Genomic DNA, 777 nt, shown 5'->3' with positions numbered 1-777 from the left:
GGCTTCTGAAACACGCCCTAAGGCGCCTTCGGGTGAACGGGGCCGGTGGACCCCCACCGGTCCCGTTCGGCATGCTGGGATCGGTGACGCACCGATAGAGGAGACCGCCATGGGCGCACTCGCTGCCGAGCCCCAGTACGGCCGGGGCAACGGCTGGGACGACCTGGTCCGTCGATGGGAGTCGATGGACTGGCCCGAGGGCTGCAAGGTGGAGATCATCGAGGGGATCATCACCGTGGCACCCACGCCGTCCGCCCGGCACAACAACATCGCCTACAGGGTTCTGAGGCGGCTCGCGGCTGCGATCCCCGAGGAGTGGGGCGTCTACCAAACACAGTCGGTCGCGATTCCGACTCGCTTGAGCGCCTTTGTCCCGGACCTGTTCGTCGCCCCTCTGACCGACGTGGATGGACCCGGGCACCTCGTCCCCGCCGCAGTGGGAGAACTCGTCGTCGAGGTCACTTCGCCATCGAACGCGAGCACTGACCGGATCACGAAGGCAGCCGGATGTGCCGAGGCCGGCGTGCCGCTCTACCTCCTCATCGATCGGCACGCACCCGGCGGACCCACCGTGACTCTCTACGGTGAGCCGAAGGGAGACGTCTACCGCGTGCTCCGCGCCGTCCCGTTCGGCGAGCCGATCCACCTCCCCGCCCCCTTCGACCTCACCCTCGACACCGCCGAGTTCCCCGCCGGCTGAGCGCCCGCCCAGCCCTCGCGATGAGTTTCGGGCGTGTCGGCGGTCAGAGGGGGTGTGGACACCAGTCAGCCCTTTGT

1 protein-coding gene is annotated in these 777 nt (G+C 68.3%); it reads left to right on the top strand.

Annotated features, from left to right (window positions below):
* Window positions 1-109: 109 nt before the first annotated feature.
* A complete protein-coding gene (locus CCN56_RS40470; RefSeq protein ID WP_086832531.1) occupies window positions 110-700 on the top strand; it encodes a Uma2 family endonuclease in 591 nt (196 codons plus the stop codon).
* Window positions 701-777 lie beyond the last annotated feature (77 nt).

It is taken from the genome of Streptomyces sp. NRRL B-24572 (assembly GCF_002156145.1).
In the GTDB taxonomy this organism is placed as follows: domain Bacteria; phylum Actinomycetota; class Actinomycetes; order Streptomycetales; family Streptomycetaceae; genus Streptomyces; species Streptomyces vietnamensis.
Note: the sequence above shows the minus strand (reverse complement) of the source record. Positions and strands in the feature narration are given on the sequence as shown.